This is a genomic window from Glycomyces sp. NPDC021274 (assembly GCF_040641195.1).
Lineage (GTDB): Bacteria > Actinomycetota > Actinomycetes > Mycobacteriales > Micromonosporaceae > Glycomyces.
Genome location: NZ_JBFADC010000012.1, coordinates 46,031 through 68,678 on the forward strand (window position 1 = coordinate 46,031; position 22,648 = coordinate 68,678).

17 protein-coding genes are annotated in these 22,648 nt (G+C 70.7%); 12 read left to right on the forward strand and 5 right to left on the reverse strand.

Going from position 1 to position 22,648, the window contains the following annotated elements; all coding sequences use genetic code 11:
- Window positions 1-161: 161 nt before the first annotated feature.
- Window positions 162-1,328 (forward strand): acyl-CoA dehydrogenase family protein, encoded by a 1,167-nt coding sequence (locus tag AB0I03_RS22135; RefSeq protein WP_360415770.1) that lies wholly within the window; start codon window positions 162-164, stop codon window positions 1,326-1,328.
- 66 nt (window positions 1,329-1,394) lie between these two features.
- On the opposite strand, the gene AB0I03_RS22140 is transcribed toward AB0I03_RS22135, so the two are convergent.
- Window positions 1,395-2,294, reverse strand: coding sequence for a sulfite exporter TauE/SafE family protein (locus AB0I03_RS22140; RefSeq protein ID WP_360415772.1), 900 nt, complete (start codon window positions 2,292-2,294; stop codon window positions 1,395-1,397).
- Window positions 2,295-2,717: 423 nt separating this feature from the next.
- Between AB0I03_RS22140 and mdh the strand changes: the two genes are divergently transcribed.
- The 3 genes from mdh (at window position 2,718) to AB0I03_RS22155 (ending at window position 5,802) form a co-directional block, all read left to right on the forward strand.
- Entirely contained in the window at window positions 2,718-3,668 is a 951-nt protein-coding gene (mdh, locus tag AB0I03_RS22145; RefSeq protein WP_360415774.1) for a malate dehydrogenase, read from the forward strand.
- 113 nt (window positions 3,669-3,781) lie between these two features.
- The gene (locus tag AB0I03_RS22150) at window positions 3,782-4,528 is read left to right on the forward strand and encodes a phosphatase PAP2 family protein (protein ID WP_360415776.1); all 747 of its coding nucleotides are present in this window, start codon (window positions 3,782-3,784) and stop codon (window positions 4,526-4,528) included.
- Window positions 4,529-4,563: 35 nt separating this feature from the next.
- Window positions 4,564-5,802 carry an APC family permease gene (locus tag AB0I03_RS22155; RefSeq protein ID WP_360415778.1) on the forward strand — a complete coding sequence of 413 codons (1,239 nt, stop codon included), beginning with the start codon at window positions 4,564-4,566 and terminating at the stop codon, window positions 5,800-5,802.
- Window positions 5,803-5,955: 153 nt separating this feature from the next.
- Here AB0I03_RS22155 and AB0I03_RS22160 read toward each other — a convergent pair whose 3' ends face one another.
- Together AB0I03_RS22160 and AB0I03_RS22165 are read right to left on the reverse strand one after the other, a co-directional pair.
- Window positions 5,956-6,375, reverse strand: coding sequence for a DUF3263 domain-containing protein (locus tag AB0I03_RS22160; RefSeq protein ID WP_360415780.1), 420 nt, complete (start codon window positions 6,373-6,375; stop codon window positions 5,956-5,958).
- Between the two features lie 45 nt (window positions 6,376-6,420).
- Window positions 6,421-7,206, reverse strand: a complete 786-nt coding sequence (locus AB0I03_RS22165; RefSeq protein WP_360415782.1) for an HAD-IIA family hydrolase — start codon at window positions 7,204-7,206, stop codon at window positions 6,421-6,423.
- Between the two features lie 151 nt (window positions 7,207-7,357).
- Here AB0I03_RS22165 and AB0I03_RS22170 point away from each other — a divergent pair, with 151 nt between their 5' ends.
- Window positions 7,358-7,948 (forward strand): FABP family protein, encoded by a 591-nt coding sequence (locus tag AB0I03_RS22170; protein WP_360415784.1) that lies wholly within the window; start codon window positions 7,358-7,360, stop codon window positions 7,946-7,948.
- 57 nt (window positions 7,949-8,005) lie between these two features.
- On the opposite strand, the gene AB0I03_RS22175 is transcribed toward AB0I03_RS22170, so the two are convergent.
- On the reverse strand, window positions 8,006-10,393 hold the full coding sequence (locus AB0I03_RS22175) for a DEAD/DEAH box helicase (RefSeq protein ID WP_360415786.1): 2,388 nt from the start codon (window positions 10,391-10,393) through the stop codon (window positions 8,006-8,008).
- 298 nt (window positions 10,394-10,691) lie between these two features.
- On the opposite strand from AB0I03_RS22175, the gene AB0I03_RS22180 reads away from it, so the two are divergent.
- The 4 genes from AB0I03_RS22180 (at window position 10,692) to topA (ending at window position 17,044) form a co-directional block, all read left to right on the forward strand.
- Window positions 10,692-11,051 (forward strand): STAS domain-containing protein, encoded by a 360-nt coding sequence (locus AB0I03_RS22180; RefSeq protein ID WP_360415788.1) that lies wholly within the window; start codon window positions 10,692-10,694, stop codon window positions 11,049-11,051.
- Window positions 11,048-11,566: an ATP-binding protein gene (locus tag AB0I03_RS22185; protein WP_360415790.1), complete on the forward strand. Its 519-nt coding sequence runs from the start codon at window positions 11,048-11,050 to the stop codon at window positions 11,564-11,566. Before AB0I03_RS22180 ends, AB0I03_RS22185 begins: the two co-directional genes overlap by 4 nt.
- A gap of 227 nt (window positions 11,567-11,793) precedes the next feature.
- Window positions 11,794-14,118 carry a sodium-translocating pyrophosphatase gene (locus AB0I03_RS22190; protein WP_360415792.1) on the forward strand — a complete coding sequence of 775 codons (2,325 nt, stop codon included), beginning with the start codon at window positions 11,794-11,796 and terminating at the stop codon, window positions 14,116-14,118.
- 175 nt (window positions 14,119-14,293) lie between these two features.
- The gene (topA, locus tag AB0I03_RS22195; protein WP_360415794.1) at window positions 14,294-17,044 is read left to right on the forward strand and encodes a type I DNA topoisomerase; all 2,751 of its coding nucleotides are present in this window, start codon (window positions 14,294-14,296) and stop codon (window positions 17,042-17,044) included.
- An 80-nt stretch (window positions 17,045-17,124) separates the two neighbouring features.
- On the opposite strand, the gene ispD is transcribed toward topA, so the two are convergent.
- Window positions 17,125-17,862, reverse strand: a complete 738-nt coding sequence (ispD, locus tag AB0I03_RS22200; protein WP_360415796.1) for a 2-C-methyl-D-erythritol 4-phosphate cytidylyltransferase — start codon at window positions 17,860-17,862, stop codon at window positions 17,125-17,127.
- 247 nt (window positions 17,863-18,109) lie between these two features.
- Here ispD and AB0I03_RS22205 point away from each other — a divergent pair, with 247 nt between their 5' ends.
- From AB0I03_RS22205 to AB0I03_RS22215, 3 genes are all read left to right on the forward strand, one after another.
- The gene (locus AB0I03_RS22205) at window positions 18,110-19,942 is read left to right on the forward strand and encodes a glycosyltransferase (RefSeq protein WP_360415798.1); all 1,833 of its coding nucleotides are present in this window, start codon (window positions 18,110-18,112) and stop codon (window positions 19,940-19,942) included.
- 210 nt (window positions 19,943-20,152) lie between these two features.
- Window positions 20,153-20,848: a phosphocholine cytidylyltransferase family protein gene (locus AB0I03_RS22210; protein ID WP_360415800.1), complete on the forward strand. Its 696-nt coding sequence runs from the start codon at window positions 20,153-20,155 to the stop codon at window positions 20,846-20,848.
- A gap of 93 nt (window positions 20,849-20,941) precedes the next feature.
- Window positions 20,942-22,636, forward strand: coding sequence for a CDP-glycerol glycerophosphotransferase family protein (locus AB0I03_RS22215; protein ID WP_360415802.1), 1,695 nt, complete (start codon window positions 20,942-20,944; stop codon window positions 22,634-22,636).
- Window positions 22,637-22,648 lie beyond the last annotated feature (12 nt).

Below are 22,648 nucleotides of genomic sequence, written 5' to 3' on the forward strand. Positions count from 1 at the left end.
ACTATGGCCTGCGCAGTCGTATATTCAGCTTCACGCATGAACTTCGTCCTAAGTTGCGGCGAAGGAGTGGAGAACTCGCGGTGGCGGGCATCACCGGTCGCGGCCGCAGTGGGCTACACTCGGCCCATCGTACTGACGAGTAACAAACGCGGGAGCCACTGATGTCCACCGGGTTCACCCCCTACCAGCTGCCAGAAGAGTACGCCGACATCCGGGCGGCGACCCGCGATGTCTGCGACACCGGGGTCGCCCCGCACGCCGCCGAGGCCGACGCGACCGCGACCTTCCCCGAGCGCTCCTACGAGGCGCTCAAGTCCGCCGACCTCCACGCGCCCCACATCCCGGCCGAGTACGGCGGGGCGGGCATCGACGCGCTCGGCACCGCCATCGTCATCGAAGAGGTCGCGCGCGCCTGCGCCTCCTCCTCCCTCATCCCCGCCGTCAACAAGCTCGGCTCGCTGCCGCTCCTCCTCGACGCCTCCGAGGAGCTCAAGCGCCGCTACCTGCCGCCCGTCGCCGCGGGCGACGCGATGTTCTCCTACTGCCTCTCCGAACCCGAAGCCGGCTCGGACGCCGCGTCGATGACCACCCGCGCCGTCCGCGACGGCGACCACTGGGTCCTCGACGGCGTCAAGCGCTGGATCACCAACGCCGGCGTGAGCGAGTTCTACACCGTCTTCGCCGTCACCGAGCCCGGCGCGGGCGCCAAGGGCATCTCGGCGTTCGTGGTCGAGAAGGGCGACGCGGGCGTCTCCTTCGGCAAGCCCGAGAAGAAGCTCGGCATCAAGGGCTCCCCGACCGCCGAGGTCTACCTCGACTCGGTGCGCCTGCCCGCCGACCGCCTCATCGGCGAAGCGGGCCAAGGCTTCTCACTCGCCATGCGCACCCTCGACCACACCCGCGTCACCATCGCCGCGCAGGCCCTCGGCATCGCCCAGGGCGCGCTCGACGCCGCCACCGCCTACGCGGCCGAACGCGAGCAGTTCGGCAAGCCGATCGCCGCGTTCCAAGGCGTCCAGTTCCTCCTCGCCGACGCGGCCATGAAGATCAGCGCCGCAAGGGAACTCACGTACGCCGCCGCCGCCCGCTCCGAGCGCGGCGACGCCGACCTCACCTACTTCGGCGCCGCCGCCAAGTGCTTCGCCTCCGACGCGGCCATGCAGATCACCACCGACATGGTCCAGATCCTCGGCGGCTACGGCTACACCCAGGACTTCCCCCTCGAACGCATGATGCGCGACGCCAAGATCACCCAGATCTACGAAGGCACCAACCAGGTGCAGCGCATCGTCATCGCCCGGGAGCTCCAGCGCGGCAAGGCGTTCTAGACGACCGCAAACGCGAGGCCCGGACCGTTCGACGGTCCGGGCCTTCGCATGTCATCGGGCCGAGTGCTACGCCTCGGCCTCCAGTGGCGCCGGCTGCGCCGCCGCCTCCCGGGTCGCGCGGCGCTTCGGGGCGACCAGCACCAGCGCCCAGACCGCCGCGAGCGCCAGGTAGAGGCCCGTCACGACAGGCCAGGGGACCGAGAAGGTCGCCAGGAGCGTGCGCAGGTTCAGCGCCACCACGAGCATGCCGATCGTCGAGCCCAGTTTCGCCGTGGGGATCTTGCGCGTCAGCCATGCCGCCAGCGGCGCCGCGGCCATGCCGCCCACCGCCATGCCGACCACGACCGGCCACAGCACCGTCAGCGTGTCGGGCACCGCCATCCAGAAGCCGAGCACCGCCGCCGTCGAAGCGAACACCTGCGCCGTCGACACGGACCCGACCACCCGGTGCGGCTCGAGCCGCGACGTCGTCAACGTGATCGGCATCGTCACCGGCCCCCAGCCGCCCCCGCCGACCGCGGCGAGGAAACCGCCGACCAGGCCCGTCGGGATCGCGAACCCGGACCGGATCGGGCCGTGGCCCGCGCCCTGGCCCTGCATGAAGCGCCACACGATCACCACGCCCAGGGCGATGAGGATCGCGCTCGTCACCGGTGTGGCGGCGTCGAGCCGCGTCAGCGACGCCAGCGCCCAGGCCCCGGCGAAACCGCCGACGGCCCCGGGGATGCCGAGCTTCAACGTCGTGGGCCAGTGGACGTTCTCGAGCCGGTGGTGCGCGACCGCGCTCGCGGCGCCCGTGGCGATCGTCGCGACGTTCACCGATGCCGACGCCACCACCGGGGCGATGCCCAGGCCGAGCAGGAACGTCATCGTGATCGTGCCGAAGCCCATGCCGAGGCTGCCGTCGACGAGCTGGGCGACGAAGCCTGCGGCGACGGACGAGAGGATGGTGGTCGCGAACAGCACGCGCGGCTCCCTCGGGTACGGATGGCCCCTGAATAGTCCACTACATCAATAGGAGAAGTCAACGAGTGCCCACGTTTCGGGACGCCGAAGCGGGACGGATCCCCGACACTTCGCCGACGCCACCCGTGCTCACATCATCCCCCGCTTCGGCCACCCCGAAACCCGCCGCCGGAGCCAAACCGGCCCCGGGCCCGTGCCGCGGACCCGCCGCGCACACTCGCACCGAGCGCATTTGGAGGCCTCCGCCACCCGGTCAGGGGCCGGATGCGCCTTCCGAGACGAGCGTCATAGCGTGGACGAACAGACCTGGTTACGCTCGCGTAGCCCGCCATTCACCTGGCACACCACGGCGACGCAAGCGCCGCCGCACCAACCCGAGGGCCTGCGCACCAGACAGGCAGCCTTAATGCAGAGGAGCATTCGATGGGTAAGAAAGTCACGGTCGTCGGCGCCGGATTCTACGGCTCCACCACCGCCCAGCGCCTGGCCGAGTACGACGTCTTCGATGAAGTCGTCCTCACCGACATCGTCGAGGGCAAGCCCGAGGGCCTCGCCCTCGACATGAACCAGTCCCGCACCATCGAGGGCTTCGAGACCAAGGTCGTCGGCGCCACCACCGACAACGACGGCAACGGGTACGAGAAGACCGCCGGCTCCGACGTCATCGTCATCACCGCCGGCCTCCCGCGCAAGCCCGGCATGAGCCGCATGGACCTCCTCGAGGTCAACGCCAAGATCGTCCGCGGCGTCACCGAGAACCTCGTCAAGCACTCCCCGAACGCCGTGATCATCGTCGTCTCCAACCCCTTGGACGAGATGACCGCGCTCGCCCAGCTCGCTTCGGGCTTCCCGAAGCACCGGGTGCTCGGCCAGGCGGGCATGCTCGACACCGCCCGCTTCACCAACTTCGTGGCCGAAGAGCTCCAGGTCCCGGTCAAGTCCGTCACCACCCTGACGCTCGGCTCGCACGGCGACACCATGGTGCCCGTGCCGAGCCAGTCCTCTGTGGACGGCAAGCCGCTCGCCGACCTGCTCCCCGCCGAGAAGGTCGAGGAGCTCGTCACCAAGACCCGCAACGGCGGCGCCGAGATCGTGGCCCTCCTGAAGACCGGCTCGGCGTACTACGCGCCGTCCGCCGCCGCGGCCCGCATGGCCAAGGCCGTCGCCGAGGACTCCGGCGCCGTGATGCCCGTGTGCGCCTGGGTCGACGGCGAGTACGGCATCTCCGGCGTCTACCTCGGCGTCAACGCCCAGATCGGCGCCGAAGGCGTCAAGAAGGTCGTCGAGACCCCCCTCACCGACGATGAGCTCGCCAACCTGAAGGAAGCCGCCGAGGCCGTCCGCACCAAGCAGGCCGACGTCGCCGGGCTGTAACCCGCATCCAGGACACCGGTGAGGGGCGCCCGCCCGCGGGCGCCCCTCACCGTTTCCACGTGCAACCCCGTATCGGATTCGCCGACCGCACCCCGGTCGCTAGGCTTACGCCCGTGACCGCCGCAGACCAGCGCCGCACCAAAGCCGACACTCAGGCCTGGCGGCCCTTCGTCCCGAGACGACCGCGCTCATGGCTGCCGGAGATCGCCATGGCCGTCGCGTTCGTGGCCCTCACGATTCCCCTCTTCTGGCCCAGCCCCTTGGTCGACCTCGACATCTGGATCCGCGACCTCGCCGACGCCAACCGTCCCGAGTGGGCGAACTTCATCGCGGTCCAGACCAACCGGCTCGGCCAGGGCGGCCTCCTCGGCGGCATCGCCCTCGGCCTGGCCGCGATCATCGCCTGGCGCGGACGCAACGTGCGCCCGCTCATCGCGTTCCTCGCCGCGTACGGCATGGCGGGCGCGGTTCTCGTCCTCAAGTACGCCCTGCCGCGCGTCTACCCGCACTGGCCCGAGGCCTCCCGGCCGCCCTATGCCGATGCGGCGCAGTCGGTCCTGTTCTCCGGGCTCGAGCCCTCCGGGGCCTACCCGTCGGGGCACGTCCTCAACACGATCATCTGGTACGGGTTCATCGTGCTCCTCGTCGGCGCGGGCTGGCCCCCGCTCGCGCGGCGGCTGTTCCTGGTCCTCCCGCCGATCATCGTCATCTGCTCCACGACCTACCTCGGCTGGCACTGGTTCACCGACACCCCCGGGGGACTCCTCATCGGCTTCGCCATCCTCCGCACCGTCCAGCGCATCCCGTGGGACACCGTCGCGCTGCCGCTCTGGCTCGAGCCCGACCGGCGCTATCGCTAGGCGGTTCCCGAACGCCCGCACGGTATCTTCGACGCATGCCCGCACCGCCGCGAGAGCGGCCGAACCTCGAGCGCCGCCTCGGTCTCCCCTCCGCGATCGCCATCGGACTCGCCTCCATGCTCGGCGCCGGCGTCTTCGCCGTCTGGGCCCCCGCCGCCCTCGCCGCCGGATCCGGCCCCGGCCTCCTCGCCGCCCTCGCCATCGCCGGGTTCATCGCCTACTGCAACGCCCGCTCGAGCGCCCGTCTCGCGGCCCTCCACCCGCAGGCCGGCGGCGCGTACGTCTACGGCACCCGCCGCCTGCACCCCGCCGCCGGGTTCACCGCCGGCTGGGCCTTCCTCGTCGGCAAGACCGCGTCCGCCGCGGCCATGGCCCTCACCCTCGGCGCGTACCTCCTGCCCGAGCACCCCCGGGCCCTCGCCGCCGCGGCCGTGGTCGCGTTCTGCGCCATCAACCTCCTCGGTGTCAAGCGCACCGCCCTCGCCTCCGCCGTGTTCGCCGCAACCACCCTCGCCGTGCTCGCCGCCGTCGTCATCGCCGGCACCACCGGGCCTGTCGCCGCCCAACCGCTCGACGGCACGCATCCGTGGGGCGTGTTCACCGCCGCCGGATTCCTCTTCTTCGCCTTCGCCGGCTACGCCCGCATCGCCACCCTCGGCGAAGAGGTCAAGCAGCCGGAACGGACCATCCCGCGCGCCGTCCCGATCGCCCTCGGCATCACCTTCGCCGTGTACCTGCTCGTCGCGCTCACCGTGCTCAACGTCCTCGGCGCGGGCACCCTCGCGGCCTCGACCGCGCCACTCGCCGACCTCGCGGGCGCGAGCGCGCCCGCGCTCAAACCGGTCGTGGCGATCGGCGCGGGGATCGCCGTCGCCGGGGTGCTCCTCAGCCTCCTCGCCGGCATCGGGCGCACGGCGCTCGCGATGGCGCGCGACCGGCGGCTCCCGGGCGGACTGGCGGCGGTGTCGGAGCGGTTCGGGGTGCCTTGGGCGGCCGAGCTGGCCGCGAGCGGCCTCGTCCTCATCCTGGTGTCCACACTGGACTTGGCGGGCGCGATCGGATTCTCGAGCTTCTGCGTGCTGATCTACTACGGGGTCGCGAACGCGGCCGCGGTCACCCTCGACCGGCGCGCCCCGCTGCCGTGGCTGGGGCTCGCCGGGTGCCTGCTCGTGGCCGCGAGCCTGCCGCTCTCGGCGGTGCTCGGCGGCCTGGCCGTGTTCGCGGCGGGCGCGGGCTGGTACGCCGTCACGGAACGGCGGGCGCGCGCCGCATGAGTGCCGGGGCCGCTTGGGCCCCAGGCGGATCGCGAACTGCGGCCGGGCGGGCGTGCCGCGGCATCGGTTCACGGTGCTGTCGGGCGGTGCCGGACCGCGGTGGTCAGTGCTCGGCGGTAGCCGCTCGCGCAGTGACATCGGCCCGCGACCCGGTCAGCGCTCCGCGCGGCGCTGGTCCCTGGCGGCCCTGAGCCGCCGCACGACCGCGGGCTGCTCGGCGGCCGCCTCCGGGTGGTCGATGAGCCGCGCCAGATGCTGGTAGTACCGCTCGGGAGTGAGCTCCAGCTCGTCGCTGATGGCCTGCGTCTTCGCGCCCGACGCGCGCCACCAGCGGGCCTCGAACGCCAGGAGCCGCGACTCCATCGCGCTCAGCTTGGCCTCGCCCCTCGGCTCGGCCTCGGGCTCGGGCCGGTGCGGTTCCCGCTGCGGCGCCAACTGCTTCGGCGGCACGTCCCGTGCCGGACGGGAGGCCTCCTGCGGCCCGCGAGCGGGCCGCGGTGCGGGGACGAACTCTGCTTCACCTCCCTGGCGCGCACGCGAGACGGACTTGGCGGGGCGTTGGCCGGGAGGCATGGGCGGCTCCTTGCGCAGGTGCGGCGCCGCGAGCGGTCGCCGCGGCTATTCGATCCAGTCGATGAGGTCCGCGACCGAGTCCTTGACGTGGTTCGGCCGGAAGGGGTATCGCTCGACTTCTTCCATAGTGTCAGTGACCCCTGACAGAACGAGGACCGTCTCGAGCCCGGCCTCCAGGCCCGACAGCACGTCGGTGTCCATGCGGTCGCCGATCATCACCGTCGTCTCCGAGTGGGCCCCGATGCGGCGCAACGCGTTCCGCATCATCAGGGGGTTCGGCTTCCCCGGGAAGTACGCCTCCGAACCGGTCGCCGCAGTGATCATCGCCGCAACCGCGCCCACCCCGAGCATGAGCCCTTCCGGGCTCGGGCCGGTCGTGTCCGGGTTGGTGCAGATCAACCGCGACCCGGATTTGACCAGCCGCACCGCCGTGGTGAGCGCCCCGAAGTCGTACCGCCGGGTCTCACCGAGTACCACGTAGTCCGGGCGGTAATCGGTGAGGACGTACCCGATCTCGTGCAGGGCCGTGGTCAGGCCCGCCTCGCCGATGACGTAGGCCGAGCCCTTGGGCCGCTGCGACTGCAGGAAGTCCGCGGTCGCCATCGCCGAGGTGTAGATCGACTCGACCGGCACCTGCAGCCCGGAGTTCTTCAGCCGCACATGCAGGTCGCGCGGGGTGTAGATCGAGTTGTTCGTCAGGACGAGGAACCGCTTCCCCGCCTCCTGCAGCTTCTCGATGAGCTTGTTGGCGCCGGGAACCGGCACGCCCTCGTGGACGAGCACGCCGTCCATGTCCGAGAGCCAGCTGTCGAAGGGTCCAGGTGTAGTCATGCTCAACATCTTGCCATCGCATCGGGAAAACGACGAGGACCGGACGTAAAGTGGTGGCCGTGGAGACGGCAATGACCGCCGTGCTCGTCATCGCCGCAGGCGCCATGGCGGGCGCACTCGGCTACTGGACCATTCGAACCGCGAGGAACAAATGAGCGAGCGCGAAGTACCCGAAGAGTTCGCCTCGACCTTTCAGAAGGTCGAGCCCTACCCCTTCGAGGAGACCGACGACCTGCGCCGCGGGCCCAACCTGCACGACGACCTGCTGCCGCTGCTGCCCCTCGTCGGCCGCTGGCGCGGCCGCGGGCAGGGCGGCTACCCCGGCACCGAGGACTTCCTGTACGCCCAGGAGATCAGCTTCCTCCACGACGGGCGGCCGTTCCTGCGCTACCAGTCCCGCTCCTGGATCATCGACGCCGACGGCAAGCCCGTGCGCCCCGCGGCGCAGGAGACCGGCTGGTGGCGCGTGGTGAAGGGCGAGGACCCCAAGCGCCCCGAGATCGAAGTGCTCCTCTCGCACCCCACCGGCATCCTCGACCTGTACTACGGGCACGTGGACGGCACCAAGATCGAGATCGCCACCGACGCGGTCGTGCGCAGCCCCCAGGCCAAAGAGGTCACCGCGGGCAAGCGCCTCTACGGCATCGTCGAAGGCGCCCTCATGTACGCGCAGGAGCTGGCCGCCGAAGGCAAGCCCCTGAGCCCCCACCTGAGCGCCAGCCTCACCCGCGTCTCCGGCTGAACCGGACCGGAGGCGGACACCCGGTGGGTGCCTTGCCGCTCGGCACCGCTCGGGCGGTCAGAAGTCGCCGGGCCAGAGGTCGTCCTCCGGGCTCGTGGCGGGCTTCTGGGCGTGGACCGTCGCAGTGACCGGGCCTTCCCCCGCCTTGAGCAGGAGCTCCAGGACCGCGATCGAGCCCTTCTTGTGCAGCGGCTCGTTGCCGTTGCCGCACTTGGGGCTCTGGATGCAGCTCGGGCAGCCGTAGCGGCACTCGCAGCTCGCGATCGCCTCCTTCGTGGCGCCCAGCCAGTCCTGCCACTTGCGGAAGGCCTGCTCGGCGAAGCCCGCGCCGCCCGGGTGGCCGTCGTAGACGAACACCGTCGGCAGCTCCGTGTCCATGTGCGCGGGCGTCGACAGCCCGCCGATGTCCCACCGGTCGCACGTCGCGATCAGCGGGAGCAGCCCGATCGAGGCGTGCTCGGCGGCGTGCAGCGAACCCGCGAGGTCCGGCACCCCTTCCAGCGCTTCAGGTTCCACCGTCCACCACACCGCCACGGTGCGCAGCGTCTGCGGCGGCAGGTCGAGCGGCTGCGTGTCGATCACCTCGCCCGAAGGGAGCCTGCGGCGCTGGTACGAGATCACGTTCGACGTCACCTCCACCTCCCCGAGGCAGATGGTGACGTCGCCCATCTCCAGCCGCTCGCGCTCGGCGAGGACCTCCAGGTGCGTGATCTCCTGCGCGGTCGTCGTCCACGGCGGCTTCGCGGCATGGACCAGCGCCAGGCCGTCCTCCAGATCCAGATTGTCCACAATGAACGACTCGCCCTGGTGCAGGTACAGCGCCCCGTTGTGCACCAGGCGGTGCGAGGCCGCCGCGTCGATCGTGCCGATCAGCCGGCCCGTCTTCGTCTCCGCGATGTCCACGCCCATCGGGCCCGAACCGCGCAGCGTCACCTCGGGCCGCTCCGAACCGATCCAGTAGTACCGGCCGCCGGGCCGCCGGCGCAGCAGCTTCTGCTCGCACAGCTGCTCGGCCACCGCGCGGCTGCCCGGGATCGCGTCCAGATCGGCGTCCTTCAGCGGCAGCTCCTCCGCCGCCAGGCACAGGTGCCCCGCCAGGACGTACGGGTTCGACGGGTCGCAGACGCTCGCCTCCACCGGCCGGTCGAAGATCGCCTCCGGGTGGTGCACCAGGAACGTGTCCAGCGGATCGTCCTTCGCGAGCATCACCGCGAGCGCCTCCGTGTCGCCCCGGCCCGCCCTGCCGATCTGCTGCCAGAAGCTTGCCAGCCGGCCCGGATACCCGCACAGCAGCACCGCGTCCAGGCCGGTGACGTCGATGCCCAGCTCCAGCGCGTTCGTCGTCGCCACGCCCAGCAGCTTCCCGTCCCGCAGGTCCGACTCGAGCTCCCGGCGGTGCTCCCGCAGGTAGCCCGCGCGGTACGCCGCGATGCGCTCCGCCGCCGGATCCGCCCCCAGCCGCGACTTCGCCTCCGCCGCAACGATCTCCGCGCCCCGGCGCGACGGGACGAACGCCAGCGTGCGCACACCCCTGCGGGTGAGCAGCGCCAGCATCCGCGCCGTCTCGCTCAGCGTCGACGCCTGCTGCGGCTCGCCGTCGAACTCGTACGTCACCGGCTCCCACAGCGCCACCGTCGCCCCCGGGTGCGGCGAGAAGTCCTGCGTCACCGCCACCGCCGGGCGCCCGGTGAGGACCGACAGGGACGCGGCCGGGTCCGCCGCGGTCGCGCTGGCCGCGATCACCGTCGGGCTCGCCCCGTAATGCTCGGCGAGGCGCAGGAGCCGGCGCAGGGTGAGGGCCACGTGCGCGCCGAAGACGCCCCGGTAGACGTGGCATTCGTCGACCACGACGTACTTGAGGTTCTTGAGCAGCGAGCGCCACATGCGGTGGCGGGGGAGCAGCGAGTGGTGGAGCAGGTCCGGGTTCGAGAGGATCAGGTTCGCGAACCGCTGCGCCCACTGGCGGTGCTCGAACGGCGTGTCGCCGTCGACGATCGCCGGGATCAGGCCCGGGACCGCGAACTCGCCCACGGCCCGCGCCTGGTCGGCGGCCAGGGCCTTCGTGGGGGCGAGGTACAGCGTGCGGCCCTCGCCGGCCGCCTTCGGCGAAGCTTGCGGGCCGTCAATGTGCGCAGCGGCCTCAGTGAGCAGCGGGAGCAGGTACGCGAGGCTCTTGCCCGAGGCGGTGCCGGTCGAGATGACGACGTCACGGCCCTCGAACGCGTGCGTGGCGGCCTCGGCCTGGTGCGGCCAGGGGCGGGTGATCCCCGTGTCCGCCAAGGCGTCCCGGACCGGGTCGGGCACCCACTCGGGCCACTCGGTGCGCACCGACGCGCGCGGCGGGAGCCGGCGCAGGTGGCGCAGGCCGCCGCCCGGCGGGGCCTGCGGGCCGGACGCGCGCGCGAACTCCGGATCGAGGGCGGCGATGAGCTGGTCGACGGACACCGTCCAATGATGCCGCAGCCCACCGACACCACCCAGCGGCACCGATCGACCACGCGAACGGCGCGCCCGCAATTCGGTCATACGCTCCCGGCTCCACTCCACTGGGAACGCAGTACGCTTATGGGCCAAGACACAGTGCTCACCGGGCGCGGCTGCTCGAGTGCGGGCCCGTCCGCCCGGCAAGGCACAGGTCGACGGCCCGCGAGCGGCCCGGCGAGGCCCGGCGGGCCGTCGTCCGGCGGTCTGGGAGCGGTACAGGCATTGATCGGTCGGCAGCACGAACGAGGGGAGAGACGGCGTGAGGGGAACATCAGGCGACGGCGCGGCCGAGCCCGAACTGGGGCTCAGCCTCTCCCAGGTCGGCGAGTACGCGGTCATCAGCGTGACCGGCGAGATCGACATGTACACCGCGCCGCAGCTGCGCGAGGCCGTCCGCCAACTCTCCTCCGAGGGCCGCATGCGCGTCGCGATCGACCTGACGCCCACCGAGTTCTGCGACTCGACCGGCCTGGGCGTGCTCATCGGCGCCCGCCGCCGCCTCTCCGACTCCGGCGGCAGCCTCGTCGTGGTCTGCGCCAACCCGCGCATCCGGAAGCTCCTGGACCTCACCGGCCTCGACAAGGTGCTCGATGTCCGGGAAGCGGTGCCCGGCGAGTGAACGGCTCCAAGCACGACCGCACTGGGGGACGGGCCGAGGCGGTGACCGTCCGGTTCGCGTTCACCCCCGCCGCCGCCTACGTCCGCGCCGCCCGGCTCGTGGCCGCCGACGTGGCCGCGCACGCGGGCGTCGCCACCGGCCTCCTCGACGAGGTGCGCCAAGCGGTCGGCGAAGCATGCACGCGCGCCGTACTGCGCCACCGCGACCGCGGCATCGACGACCTCGTGCGCGTAGAATTTTCGATCGGTGATCGTTTTGTTGCGAAAATCACCGACAATGCGCAGGATCTGCGCGCGCGCCCGAGCAGCCGGATCGGCGCGAGCATCGGCGGCGGCGAGCCGCGCGCGAGCGACAGCGACACCATCGAAGAAGACACCCTCTCCGAGGAGATCACCCTCATCGTCCTGGGCGGACTGGTCGAAGACCTGGTCGTGACCGGTCCCGACGCCAACGGCGGGACCACCGTCAGCATGTCCTGGCCCCTCCCCGGCTCCGGTTCCGCGACCGATCACTGAGGCCTTGGCCACCCCGGCCGGCGAGCGTGACCATCCCCACTCGCAAAGCCCTCACATCGTTACACTCCGCACGTTAAGTACGGCCGGGCCGCAGGCCCGGCCACGGCCGCGCCGTCCTACCCGTCACGCGGCCCCCGACGTGATCGCGATCCCGGCCCCGCGGTGCCCCGCGGGCCCCACGGCGAAGCTTGCGAGCCAGGGATCTGCACAGCATATGGAGGAACTACATGCATACGTTGCTCGCCAACGGCGACGAGGGCGTAGGTCAGCTCACGGGCTCGAACCTGAGCCTCGTCGTGGTCGCCGCCGCGCTCGCGCTGGTCGCCCTCGGCGGCGCCGCCGCGCTCGTCAAGAACATCCTGGCGGCCGGCACCGGCACTGACAAGATGCGCGAGATCTCCGGGGCCGTCCAGGAAGGCGCCTCGGCCTACCTGCGCCGCCAGTTCCGCGCCCTCGGGATCTTCGTCGTCATCGCCGTGGTCCTGCTGTTCCTGCTCCCCGCCGAAGGAGGCACGGACGTCCGCGTCGGACGCAGCGTGTTCTTCATCGTCGGCGCGCTGTTCAGCTCGTTCATCGGCTGGGCCGGCATGAACATGGCCACCCGCGCGAACGTGCGCGTGGCCGCCGCCGCCCGCGACGGGCAGCCCACCACCGCGATGCACCTGGCCTTCCGCACCGGCGGCGTGGTCGGGTTCCTCACCGTCGGCCTCGGCCTCCTCGGCGCCTCGGTCGTCGTGTTCGTCTACAACGGCGACGCGCCCGTGGTCCTGGAGGGCTTCGGCTTCGGCGCCGCGCTCCTGGCCATGTTCATGCGCGTCGGCGGCGGCATCTTCACCAAGGCCGCCGACGTCGGCGCCGACCTCGTCGGCAAGGTCGAGCAGGGCATCCCCGAAGACGACCCCCGCAACCCGGCGACCATCGCCGACAACGTGGGCGACAACGTCGGCGACTGCGCCGGCATGGCCGCCGACCTCTTCGAGTCCTACGCCGTCGTCCTCGTCGCGAGCCTCATCCTCGGCCGCGCCGCCTTCGGCGAGACCGGCCTGATCCTGCCGCTCCTGGTCGCCTCGGTCGGCATCGTCTGCGCCATCATCGGCGTCATCATCACCCGCATGCGGGCCGCCGACGCCTCCGGCCTCACCGCCATCAACCGGGCGTTCTACCTCTCCGCGATCATCTCCGCGCTGCTCACCGTCGGCGCGGTCCTGTGGTACGTCCCGTCCGACTGGGCCTCGCTCGGCACCGGCATCGACGGCTCCGGCATCCCGGTCAACCCGCAGGTCTACGCCATCGTCGCCGTCATCATCGGCATCGCGCTGGCCGCGGTCATCATGGCGCTCACCGGCTACTACACCGACACCCGCTACAAGCCCACCCGGGCCGTCTCGGCCTCGACGCGCACCGGCGCGGCCACCAACATCCTGTCGGGCTTCTCGCTCGGCCTGGAGTCGGCCGTCTACACCGCGCTGTGCATCGCGGCGGCGGTCCTCGGCGCGTACCTGCTCGGCGGCGGCGAGATCCTCGTCAGCCTCTTCGCGGTCGCGCTCGCCGGCTGCGGCCTGCTCACCACCGTCGGCGTCATCGTCGCCATGGACACCTTCGGGCCCATCAGCGACAACGCCCAGGGCATCGCCGAGATGTCCGGCGACGTCGAAGGGGACGCCGCGCGCACCCTCACCGACCTCGACGCGGTCGGCAACACCACGAAGGCCATCACCAAGGGCATCGCGATCGCGACCGCGGTCCTGGCCGCGACCGCCCTGTTCGGCTCCTACACCGACGCGGTGGCCGCCGAAGGCCTCATGGGCGAGGCGCTCCTGGGCGCGCTCAACATCGCCGACCCGGCGAACATCGTGGGCTTCATCATCGGCGCCTCCGTCGTGTTCCTCTTCTCCGGCCTCGCGATCAACGCCGTCGCCCGCTCCGCAGGGTCCGTCGTCAACGAGGTCCGCGACCAGTTCGCGCGCTTCCCCGGGATCATGGAGGGCACGCAGCGGCCCGAGTACGGCCGCGTCGTCGACATCTGCACCCGCGACGCCCAGCGCGAGCTGGTCACCCCGGGCCTCTTGGCCATCACCGCGCCCATCGCGGTCGGCTTCGGCCTCGGTGTCGGCCCGCTCGCCGCGTACCTCGCGGGCGCGATCGCGACGGGCGTGCTCATGGCCGTCATGCTCGCGAACTCGGGCGGCGCGTGGGACAACGCGAAGAAGGACGTCGAGGACGGCGCGCACGGCGGCAAGGGCTCTGAGGCCCACGCCGCAGCCGTGATCGGCGACACCGTCGGCGACCCGTTCAAGGACACCGCCGGTCCGGCCATCAACCCGCTCCTCAAGGTCATGAACCTGGTGAGCCTCATCATCGCGCCGGTCGTGGTGGTCTACACCGTCGAGGGTGTCGGCGAGCACGCCGACGGCCCCGTCCGCTGGATCATCACGGCGATCGCCGTGGGCGTCCTGGTCGCCGCGATCCTCGTCTCCAAGCGTCGCTCTGCGGTGGTGGAGGCGGGGGAAGCACGCACCCCGGAGCAGCGTGAGTCGGTGAACGTCGGCTAGCCACTGCGCGCATTCGCCGGCTCTCGAGCCGTGAATCAGTGGTGCTAATTCGGGAACGCTTCCGCGTGTGCCCCGGTCGTTGAGACCGGGGCACACCCATACTCAGGGGACGCAATGCGGAAGCGTGAGCTACCGTAACGAATCGAGTGCATTTTCCGAGTGAACGGTGGGAGCAGTGGCGGACATCAAGCGCCTTGTCATCGTGGAGTCCCCGGCGAAGGCCAAGACGATCGCCTCCTATCTCGGCCCCGGCTACATCGTCGACTCCTCGCTCGGGCACATCCGGGACCTTCCGCGCAGCGCGAAGGAGATCCCGGCGAAATACAAGGACAAGGCCTGGTCGCGGTTGGGCGTGGACGTCGAGAACGACTTCGCGCCGCTGTACATCGTGAACCCGGACCGGTCCGCGCACGTGAAGAAGCTGAAGGCGTACCTCGCGGAGGTCGACGAGCTCTTCCTCGCCACCGATGAGGACCGCGAGGGGGAGGCCATCGCCTGGCACCTGCTCGAGACCCTGAAGCCGAAGGTCCCGGTCAAGCGGATGGTCTTCCACGAGATCACGCCGCAGGCCATCGCCGAGGCCGCCGCGAACCCGCGCGAGCTCAACCAGGACCTGGTCGACGCCCAGGAGGGGCGGCGCATCCTCGACCGGCTGTACGGGTACGAGGTCAGCCCGGTCCTGTGGAAGAAGGTCATGCCGCGGCTGTCCGCCGGGCGCGTCCAGTCGGTCGCGACGCGGCTGGTCGTCGAGCGCGAGCGGGCCCGCATGGCCTTCCGCGCCGCCGACTACTGGGACGTCTCGGCCAATCTGGCCACCGACGGCGACGAGCGGTTCAAGGCCACTTTGATCGCGGTCGACGGCGACCGGGTCGCCACCGGCAAGGACTTCGACGCGGCCACCGGCCGCGTCAAGGGCAACGTCGTGCACCTCGACGAGGCCGGCGCCCGCGGGCTCGCCAGCCGGCTCGAGGGCCGCGACTTCACCGTGCTCAAAGTGGAGAAGAAGCCGTACCGGCGCAAGCCGTACGCGCCGTTCATCACCTCGACGCTGCAGCAGGAGGCCGGGCGCAAGCTCCGCCTCTCGAGCGCGCAGGTCATGCGGGTCGCCCAGCGGCTCTACGAGAACGGCCACATCACCTATATGCGGACCGACTCGACGAACCTGTCGAACACCGCGATCAACGCCGCGCGCGCCCAGGCCGCGGAGCTCTACGGCGCCCAGTACGTGCCGTCCGAGCCGCGCCGGTACGCCCGGAAGGTGAAGAACGCGCAGGAGGCGCACGAGGCCATCAGGCCCTCGGGCGACCGCTTCAAGACCCCCGCACAGCTCAAGGGCCAGCTCTCCGCCGAGGAGTACCGGCTGTACGAGCTCATCTGGCGGCGCACGCTCGCGTCCCAGATGGTCGACGCGACGGGGAACTCCACGTCGGTGCGCACCCGCGCCACCACGGCCGACGGCGAGCAGGCCGACTTCGGGGCCTCCGGCAAGACCATCACGAACCCGGGCTTCCTCCTCGCCTACGTCGAGTCCATCGAGGACGGCGACGCGGACGACGCCGAGAAGCGCCTCCCCGAGCTCCACGAGCGTCAGCACCTCAGCGAGCGGGGCCTGGAGGCCGCCGGGCACACCACGCAGCCGCCGGCGCGCTACACCGAGGCGAGCCTCGTGAAGGCACTGGAGGAGCGGGGGATCGGGCGGCCGTCGACGTACGCGTCGATCATGCAGACCATCCAGGACCGCGAGTACGTGTTCAAGAAGGGCCAGGCGCTCGTGCCGGCCTTCCGCGCGTTCGCCGTCATCGGCCTCATGGAGCGGCACTTCCCGCGCCTGGTCGACTACGACTTCACCGCGGGCATGGAGAACGAGCTCGACGAGGTCGCCGCCGGGCAGGAGTCGCGCGAGGAGTTCCTCCGCAAGTTCTACTTCGGCGGCAAGGACAAAGAGGGCACCGTCGCCGCCTCGGGCGGACTGCGGCACATGATCGAGGAAGAGCTCGCGAAGATCGACGCCCGCGAGGTCAATTCGATCCCGCTGTACACGGACGACAAGGGCCGCAAGGTCGTCGCCCGCGTCGGCCGGTACGGGCCCTACCTGGAGCGCACCACGCCGAACCAGGAAGAGGGCGGGGAACCGGGCAAGCGCCCGTCGATCCCGGAGTCCATGGCGCCCGACGAGCTCACCCCCGAGAAGGGCCAGGAGCTGTTCGAGCTGGCCGAGAACGAGGGCGAGCTGGGCACGCACCCCGAGACCGGAGAGCCGGTGCTCGCCAAGACCGGCCGGTACGGGCCGTACGTGACCAGCGGTGAGAAGTCCTCGTCGCTGCTCACCGGACAGAAGCTCTCGGAGATCACCCTCGAGGACGCGGTGAAGCTCCTGACGCTGCCGCGCCTGGTCGGCAAGGACGCCGAGGGCGAGGAGATCCGCACCGGCCTGGGCCCGCACGGCCCCTACGTGAAGAAGAACCGCGACTTCCGCTCGCTCGAGAACGAGGAGCAGCTGTTCACGCTCACGCTGGACGAGGCGGAGAAGCTGCTCGCGCAGCCGAAGACCCGCGGTCGCCAGCAGCGGGCCCAGACCCTCCTCAAGGAGCTCGGCCCCGACCCCGTGACGGGCAAAGAGGTCACGCTCAAGGACGGCCGCTTCGGCCCATACGTGACCGACGGCGAGACGAACGCGTCGATCCGCAAGACCGACTCGATCGAGGACCTCACCATCGACCGCGCCGCGGAGCTCCTCGCCGAGCGTCGCGAGAAGGTCTCCTCCGGTGCCGTGCCCGCCAAGAAGACGGCGAAGAAGGCCGCGGCCAAGAAAGCAGTGAAGAAGACCGCGGCCAAGAAGACCACGGCAAAGAAGACCGCCGCGAAGAAGACGGTCAAGAAGGCCGCTAAAAAGACAGTGAAGAAGGCCGCGCCCGGCGGCGGATGAGCGGGAACGCGGCACCGCCCCGGGCGGCTGCCGCGTTCCGGCGGTGCTGCGCGTTTCGAGCGGTCAGCCCTGGCGACGGCTCATCCGCCGAAACGCTGATCCGCCAGGAGCGCCTCGGCGACCACGAGGTCGATCGGAGTGGTCACCTTCAGGTTGCGCTCGGAGCCTTCGACGATGCGGACCGGCACCTCCGGCAGGAACCGCAGCACCACCGAGCAGTCGTCCGTGGGCGTGAACGCCGGATCCGATGCGGCGCGCCGGTACGCCTCGGCGATCGTCCCGAGGCGGAAGCCCTGCGGGGTCTGCACGCACCGCAGCCGCGACCGGTCCAGCGCGGCCGTCATGGTCTCGCCGTCCCCGGTCTCGATGATCGAGTCCGCTGACGGCACCGCGGCGGTGACCGCTTCGCAGTCGCCCAGGGCCCGCGCCACGTCGGCGATGACCCGTCCCGGCACGAGCATCCGCGCCGCGTCGTGCAGGAGGATCAGCGCGTCGGCGCCGACCCGCGCCCCGGCCCAGTCGATCGCCGCCTGAGACGAGTCCGAGCGGGTCTCGCCGCCGTCGACCACGTCGGCCACCTTCGGCGCGCACTCGCGCGCCAGGGCCAGCACGCGCTCCCGGTGGTCGGCCGCGGTCACCACGACCACCGTGTCGATCGCCGGCGCGGCCTCGAACGCCTCCAAGGTGTGCTGCAGCACCGGTTTCCCGCCGACCTCGATGAACTGCTTCGGGAGCGGCGAGCCCATGCGGGTCCCCCTGCCTCCGGCGAGCACGGCGGCGATGACGGGCGGTCGGGGCAGGGCGTTCGGTGTCCGCAAGGTCGCTCCCGTCGGCGGGGTCCGGATGGCCGCCAAAGGATATCGGAGGGGCGTCGCCCGGCCGCGGGATCCGGTCGGCGCGCCGAATGCCGATGTGGACAGGGCGGCGTGGTGCGGAAGGGTTACGATCGTGCGGAAACGGCCGACCTCGACCCCCGAGCGTCATCGTCCGTTCATCGCAGAGTCCTATCATCGTCGATAATTGGATAACTCTTTCCGCGAACCCCGATAGCGAAAGCGCTTCAGCATGTTCAAACGCAAGCCCGCCATCGCGTTGCCAGACGATCCCATTTACGGCCTGACCTGGTCGGTCGGGAAGGAGTTCGGAGGGCTCACGAACGTCCTCCTCCACCGCAACGCCGTGTTCTCCAGTCTCGGCCGCCGCCGGATCGACATCCTGACGCTGGCGCCGAACTTCGACACGCGGGCGGCCAAGCTCCGGCTCTGGAAGCAGGGGTACATCGGCAAGGGCGTGCGGCTGCGCAACCTCTGGGAGGAGATCGCGTCGACCTCCGACGCGGCGCTGGTGCGGCGGTACGGGAAGCGCGGCGGCAGCCTCGAGCGGCCCGCGATCCTGCTGCCCTACAAGGGGAAGAAGCAGGCCAAGCGGATGTCGCCCGAGGGCGCCGAGCTGCAGGTCGACACCTTCCGGTCCAACGGGACCCTCCTGGTGTCCGACCGGAAGGACGCCGACGAGGAGGGGGTCGTCGGCGGGCGCGAGATCACCCTCTTCACCAGGAAGGGCGAGGTGGTCGCCCGCTGGACCCGGGCCGCCGACTTCTACTTCGCCTGGCTCGACCACGTCATCGGCAAAGAGCACGCCTACCTGGTGAACGACTCCCACTTCGTCGCCAAGTTCCTGCACCGGTACCGGCGCGAGAACGTCACCACGGTCCAGGTCCTGCACAACTCCCACCTCGACCGCGACGCCCCCGACGCCTTCGGCAGGCTCTCAGGCGGCAAGATCGCCATCATCAAGAACCTCAGGTCCTTCGACATGGTCGCCCCGCTGACGCCCCGGCAGGCCGGCGAGCTCGCCGAAGCGGACCTCGCGGGCGCCAACATGACGCCGATCCCGAACTCGCGCCCGGTGAAGACGCAGCCCATCCGCCACGACCGGGACCCCAACGACGGGATCATGCTGGCGCGCTTCGGGTACCAGAAGCGGATCGACCACGCCATCACCGCACTGACGCTCGCCCACGCGGCCGGCAGCGAAGCGCGCCTGCGCATCTTCGGCGACGGCGATTCGCGCCCCGATCTGCAGGGGCGGATCGACAAGGCCGAGGCGGGCGACTACGTGAAGCTGATGGGGTTCCAGCCCGACGCCTCCGCCCAGTTCGCGACGGCCTCCTTCAGCGTGCTCTCCAGCCGGTTCGAGGGCATGCCGCTCGTGCTCATCGAGGCCATGGCCGCCGGCTGCATCCCCGTCGCCTACGACATCCGCTACGGGCCGAGCGACATCATCACCGACGGGGTGGACGGGTTCGTGGTGCCCGCCGGCGACGTCAAAGCGCTCGCCGACGCGGTCGCCCGCGTGTCGTCCCTGCCGGAGGCGACGCTCGCCGAGCTTCGCAGGAACGCGCAGAAGCGCGCCTCGGACTTCAGCGATGAAGCGGTGACCAAGGCCTGGATCGAGGCGCTCGTCGCGGCGAAGGCGCGGAAGACGCCCGTGCGCCTCCCCTCGTTCAAGCCGCTCGTCGAGGAGGCCTTCGTCAAGGAGGACGTGCTGCACGTGAAGGGGACGCTGCGCGACTGCGTCAACGTCGAGGACGCCTCGGTGGCCCTGTCGTGGTCGGCCCGCCGCGTCCCGGTGTACGGCAGGGTGCCCGTCACGGAGCGCCCCGGCGCCGACGGGGCGCTCGAGTTCGAAGCCGCCTGGCCGATCGCCCGGTCGCGGGAGGCCGAGGGCGACATCCTCGACTTCCACATCGAGATCGAGACGCCGCGCGGGTTCGCCAAGCGGCGGGTCGCCGCGGCCGACACCGTGGCGCTCAAGACCAGTAGTATCGAACTATATTCCACGGTTGAGGGGAATATGAGCGCCAAAGTCCTGTATCCGCCGGTTGACGAGGACTGACGCGGGACCGCGCGAGCGGCCGGTCCCGGACGGCGGCGTTCCACGCCGTCCGGCCCGGCTACGCGCGGTCCGGCCTCGGCGACGGGCGGTGCCATCAGCCGATTCTTGTGTGACGCTCCCGTAAACCTGGTGTTGGCGCATGCGTCGACGTCCGTTTGCCTAGGTAAACTGCACCGGTCCAGTATCCAAACCGAACGAGGTGGCACCGACATGTCCACGAACATCGTGATCCTCGCGGCCGGCGTCGGCTCGCGGCTCGGCAAGCCGCACCCGAAGCCGCTGACGCCCCTGAACACCGGCGAGACCATCCTCGGCCGCGCCCTGCGGCTGCTCACCTCCCGGTTCAGCCGCCACTCGATCCACCTCGTCGTCGGCTTCAAGAAGGAGATGATCATGGAGGAGGTGCCCGACGTCGGCTTCATCTACAACCAGGCCTACGGCGACACCAACACCTCCAAGAGCCTCCTCAAGGCCTTCAACATCCTCGGCCCCGGCGGCGTCCTCTGGCTCAACGGCGACGTCGTGTTCGACCCCCAGGTGCTCGACGTGATCCTCCCGCACATCGCGATGGACCGCTCCTTCATCTCCGTCAACACCGCGAAGGTCTCCGACGAAGAGGTCAAGTACACGCTCGGTGCCGACGGCTACATCAACAAGCTCTCCAAGCAGGTCACCGACGGTGCGCTCGGCGAGGCCGTGGGCATCAACTACGTCTCCGCCGACGACCGCGCCCTGGTCGCCAAGCGCCTCGCCGAGGTCGACGACCAGGACTACTTCGAGGGCGGCATCGAACTCGCCATCGAGAAGGACGGCCTCAAGTTCGAGGCCGTCGACATCTCGCAGCACAACGTCATCGAGGTCGACTTCGCCGAAGACCTCAACCACGTCAACCAGGCATTCAAGTAAGGGTCCCGCAGGAGTGACCACCTCGACAGGCACCGTGGGGGACCGGGGTCGACCCGGTCCCGCGCGCACGATTCCAGCCGAAGGCGCGATCCGTTGAAGAACCTGCTCAAGTCCCTGCCGATCTGGCTCAACCTGCTCGCGGTGGCCACGGTCGTCGCCGCGGTGGCGCTCCCCGACCTCGCGGGACTCACCCTCCTGCTCGCCCTCGCGGTGTTCGCCACCATCACCTTCCGCGTCCCCGACGCCCTCACCGGCATGCGCATGGCCCGCACCATGACCGCGCTCGGCGTCCTCATCACCGTCTGGAACCACGACGGCGCCGAACGCTGGCCCTTCCTCGCCGCGGCCGTCCTGGTCACGCTCTTCATCGTCGGCGCCGACAACATCGCCAAGGCGCTCAACGTCGGCTACCTCCAGACGAGCAACCTCGACGTCGAGCGGTCCCTGCGCGAACGCTGCTCGACCCCGCCCGCGGTCGGGGGCGTCCTGAACTGGCTCACCATCGCCTACGCGCTCGCGGCCTGGCCGCTCGGCACCGCCGGCGACGTCGCGTTCGCCGCGCTCACCGTCGCCGCCGTCACCTGGACCGGCATCGCCGTCCTCGGCGGCTACCTGCACCGCAAGCGCGAACCGCACCCCGTGGACGGGCGCGTCATGACCGCCGTGACGCGGCTCCAGCCGAAGTTCATCATCCACTTCGCCGGCGCCCGCGAGTCCGAGTACCAGCTCACCATGTGGCTGCCGTACTTCGAGAAGGTCGGCGACCCGTACATGATCCTCATCCGCGACCGCTACCTCTACGACGGCATCGTCGCGCGCACCAGCGCTCCGGTCGTCCTGGTGCCCGCCCAGTCGGTGCTCGACACGATCCTCCCCAGGAGCGTCCGCGCCTGCTACTACGTCAACCACGCGGTCAAGAACGCCCAGCTCATCAAGCTCGACAACTACCTCCACGTGCAGCTCATGCACGGCGACTCGGACAAGGCCATCAGCCGCAGCCCCGTCTCGCTCATGTACGACCGCGTGTTCGTCGCGGGCCAGGCCGGCGTCGACCGCTACCACCGCCACGGCGTCGACATCCCGAACTACAAGTTCCGGAAGATCGCCCGCCCCCAGCTCCACGACATGCGGGTCGGCGAGCGCGACAAGGTCGACGGCGCGCGTCCGGTCGTGCTCTACACGCCCACCTGGACCGGGCTGACCGCCGAGGTGAACTACTCGTCGCTGAAGCAGGGCAGGAAGATCGTGGAGGCCGTGCTCAAGCGCGACGTGACCTTGATCTTCCGCACCCACCCGTACACGCGGACCAACGCGGCCTACCAGGCGCTCGCCGACGAGATCAAGGCCCTGATCGCTGCCGACGCCGCCAAGACCGGCCGCGCGCACCTGTGGGGCGCGCTGGCCGAGACCGAGGTGAGCCTGACCGACTGCGTGAACGCCGCCGACGTGGCGATCTCGGACATCAGCGGCACCGCCTCGGACTGGATCTACAGCGGACGGCCGTTCGCGATGACGGACCCGAAGGGCTTCAAGGAGGCCTACCTCGAGGAGTTCCCGCTCGCGAAGGCCGCGTACCTGCTCGAGCCGGACGCCGGCAACATCGAGAAGGTGCTCGACGAACTCCTGGTGACCGACTCGAAGGCCATGCTGCGCGCGGAGACCCGCGAGTACTACCTGGGGGACGTCGAACCGCAGGACCTGGTGCCGCTGTTCGTCGCCGAGGTCAAGGCGACCTACGCCGAGCCGGTGCGCAAGACCGCGAAGGGCGAGTCCGCGCTCGCGGCCTGAATCTGACGCTTT

Excerpts from the sequence above, each read along its gene's own strand:
- AB0I03_RS22135 (WP_360415770.1), top strand. The coding sequence starts at position 162 with ATGTCCACCGGGTTCACCCCCTACCAGCTGCCAGAAGAGTACGCCGAC.
- mdh (WP_360415774.1), top strand. The coding sequence starts at position 2,718 with ATGGGTAAGAAAGTCACGGTCGTCGGCGCCGGATTCTACGGCTCCACC.
- AB0I03_RS22155 (WP_360415778.1), top strand. The coding sequence starts at position 4,564 with ATGCCCGCACCGCCGCGAGAGCGGCCGAACCTCGAGCGCCGCCTCGGT.
- AB0I03_RS22160 (WP_360415780.1), bottom strand. The coding sequence starts at position 6,375 with ATGCCTCCCGGCCAACGCCCCGCCAAGTCCGTCTCGCGTGCGCGCCAG.
- AB0I03_RS22165 (WP_360415782.1), bottom strand. The coding sequence starts at position 7,206 with ATGACTACACCTGGACCCTTCGACAGCTGGCTCTCGGACATGGACGGC.
- AB0I03_RS22170 (WP_360415784.1), top strand. The coding sequence starts at position 7,358 with ATGAGCGAGCGCGAAGTACCCGAAGAGTTCGCCTCGACCTTTCAGAAG.
- AB0I03_RS22190 (WP_360415792.1), top strand. The coding sequence starts at position 11,794 with ATGCATACGTTGCTCGCCAACGGCGACGAGGGCGTAGGTCAGCTCACG.
- AB0I03_RS22205 (WP_360415798.1), top strand. The coding sequence starts at position 18,110 with ATGTTCAAACGCAAGCCCGCCATCGCGTTGCCAGACGATCCCATTTAC.
- AB0I03_RS22210 (WP_360415800.1), top strand. The coding sequence starts at position 20,153 with ATGTCCACGAACATCGTGATCCTCGCGGCCGGCGTCGGCTCGCGGCTC.